3 protein-coding genes are annotated in these 2,844 nt (G+C 36.0%); 2 read left to right on the forward strand and 1 reads right to left on the reverse strand.

Annotated elements, in window-relative coordinates; genetic code table 11:
- Positions 1-319 (forward strand): hypothetical protein (locus A7D14_RS20260; RefSeq protein WP_218058544.1); only part of this gene is annotated, 319 nt, incomplete at its 5' end.
- A gap of 254 nt (positions 320-573) precedes the next feature.
- Here A7D14_RS20260 and A7D14_RS16050 read toward each other — a convergent pair.
- Positions 574-1,692: a helix-turn-helix domain-containing protein gene (locus A7D14_RS16050; protein ID WP_067036948.1), complete on the reverse strand. Its 1,119-nt coding sequence runs from the start codon at positions 1,690-1,692 to the stop codon at positions 574-576.
- Between the two features lie 308 nt (positions 1,693-2,000).
- On the opposite strand from A7D14_RS16050, the gene A7D14_RS16055 reads away from it, so the two are divergent.
- Positions 2,001-2,495: a GNAT family N-acetyltransferase gene (locus A7D14_RS16055; RefSeq protein WP_067036950.1), complete on the forward strand. Its 495-nt coding sequence runs from the start codon at positions 2,001-2,003 to the stop codon at positions 2,493-2,495.
- Positions 2,496-2,844: the final 349 nt, after the last annotated feature.

The following is a 2,844-nucleotide window of genomic DNA, read 5'->3' on the forward strand; positions in this document are numbered from 1 at the left end:
TATGTATACAGATATTGTTTTGTCTTTAAAAGAGTATAAGCTCAAAAGCATACTTTGCTTCCTGTTTTTAGTATCACTTTCAAAAGCCTGTGCACAGAAAACAACCGAAGACCTTTCTTTTTTGTTGGGTAAATGGAATATTGAACGGATATATAATCCGAAAACCGAAAACCCGAGCATGATAAAGAGAACACTTGATTGCGAATATAACATGGAACTGCACGGCAGAGCAAATGCCATGGATATTATCTATTTTAACCATAACAATATCTACAATGAATATGAAAGGCCTTTGGTTGAGTTCTACTTGGCCTATTAAAGTATTATTACAGGGTGATCTAACGATGGTTGAAAATAAGAAGATGTTAGACACAACCGCCTCTTTTTTAATTGAAAATGGTATTACAGAATATGTTAGGGATGAAATGGTACTGGCAAATAACACTCCCAAGTCATTTATAAGAAAAACATATGTGAGAACCTCTAAGGATAATGGTGAAAAGTGGCTGTACCACATGTTGGAGGAAGCAAAGCGAATTAATTGGTGCTAACTGAACGACTGTGTTTTTCTGGTTATGAAGCTAGATTTTTGCTTCTAAACTCGGATGGGGTCACCCCAAAATGTTTTCTGAAAGTGTTGTAAAAGGACATTCGATTGTTGAATCCCGACTTATAGGCAATGTCCGTAATGTTCATGTCCATTGCCTCATTGTCCATCAATAACTTTTCGGCTTCCTGGATACGTAGGTTGTTCACGTATTCATAGAAACTCACGCCAAAACATTCATTTATGATTTGGGAAGCGTGATGTCTTGAAACTTTGAGTTCATCGGCAAGGTCGCCCAATTTCAGTTCACTATCCAGGTACAATCCCTCCCTTTCCATTAAATTGACCAACTTGACTTTTAATTCGTTAAGTACCCTTCGGGAAAGGCCTGAATTTTTGTATTTGATAATGGGGAATACCTTTTGCAAAGGCTTACCATTGAATACATCTGAATAGTTAAATCCAAAGTAGGAAGTCAACCCAATCATAAAAATCATAAAAAAGCCAATGAAATAATCATGCTCAATTTGTAACAGCCCTGTTCTGGCAAAGATAAAATATACAATCCAAGAGATTCCGAATAACCCAAATACACTTGTAATCAGAGTTAGCCATAACTTCATTTCGGCATCACCCCTAAAATGATTTTTTAAATTCTTATGGGCCAAAAAAGTATAGAAAAGTAACATAATACAGATAAACCCATAAACAATACTTGGGTGGACTGGAATGGTGCCGCCAAAAACATCTTTCTGACTTTCAAAAAGAATTTTTGTTTCAACAGGCAGACTGAAGTAGTACACAAAGTTGGCAAATATGAGGATTGTGGGGATAAAATGTACCAATGTTCTCTTGCTGAAAAATATCATTGAATCCTTTTTTACCAAAAAAAGCATATACAAGTAAAACAACGGGCCATATAATGAAAAAGGAATTAGGTACATTAGATTCAACGAGTTGGTAAACTTGGAGTCCTCATAGGCCCAAAAGAGAACGTTGTACGCAATGTTCAATGAGAACAAGACTAAAAAAAAGGCCCAAATTCTATTAGCTTGCTTTACATTGCTTTTACGGAGCAATAAAAAAATGGCCGTCAACAGGCCTTGACCCGCAAAAAACACCGATATGATTTCCCAAACATTCATTCTTTAAGGATTAAATGGCAATCCAACAATCTAAATTACTAAATACAGACCATTGTTGGTGTAAATCTAAATCGGAAGATACTCGGTTTACATATACAACGCTATTTTTGAAACTGGAGATGTGTTATTCAAAATAGGAAACAGTAGGTATGCGATATTCTCTTCTTTAAGGTTTAAAAAATGTTAAGATGAAAGTAAAAATGACTATTTGTAAGTGTTTTATGGAGGCATTCATAAACAGTGTTGATGATTAACTTTTGTTGACACTCATATGAAATGCTTAACTTTTTACTGGAATAGTACAGACCATGGTAAACATCGTACCGGTAAAGTCAGAGGCAGACATTAGTGTTGTGGCTGACTTGGCAAAGATCATTTGGACCGAACATTACACCCCAATAATCGGAGCCGGTCAGGTCAATTATATGCTGGATAAGTTTCAGTCTGTCAAAGCAATTCACGATCAGGTTGAAAGAGGTGTTGCGTATTACCTCATGCAGTTGCAAGATGATTTTGTGGGTTATTTTTCCTTCAGTATAGAGGAAAATGCTCTCTTTTTGAGCAAGTTGTATGTTCTAAAATCGGCAAGGGGAAACGGAGTGGCCAGAGCAGCACTTTCTTTTATTCAGGAAAAAGGACAAGAGTTGGGTTTAAAAAAAATAAAATTGACCGTCAACAAGTATAATTCCAATGCTATTGTGGCCTACCAAAAAATGGGATTTGTCAATGTCGCGTCCATAGTTCAGGATATTGGCAATGGCTATGTGATGGATGATTATGTCCTGGAGAAAAACATGGTTTGATGAAGAGTGTCTAGTAACTATCGGCATGACCAAACCTGATTGCAAACCCAATTTTCAAAGGATTTGTGGCTTATAGCACTCCATTTCGCTGCGTTTGCCTTTAGTACTCTCTTATAGATAATTATTTTTTAAGTCAACCATTTATTTGAACTGTCAGCGTCAAACGGGTTAACTACTTGTGTGAGATTTGCTTTTCTGCACCCTTCAATGATTTGTTCTATATGTGTTTAAAGACCTCCAAGATGAAATTTGGTTGTGATAAAGTGGGCTTAAAAATCTATTTGTACATAACGTAAAAAACACCATTCAAAAAGGGTAAATCAATTGAAAAGCAGTCCAATATTTAATA

The organism is Allomuricauda sp. CP2A, from assembly GCF_001683915.1.
In the GTDB taxonomy this organism is placed as follows: Bacteria; Bacteroidota; Bacteroidia; order Flavobacteriales; family Flavobacteriaceae; genus Flagellimonas.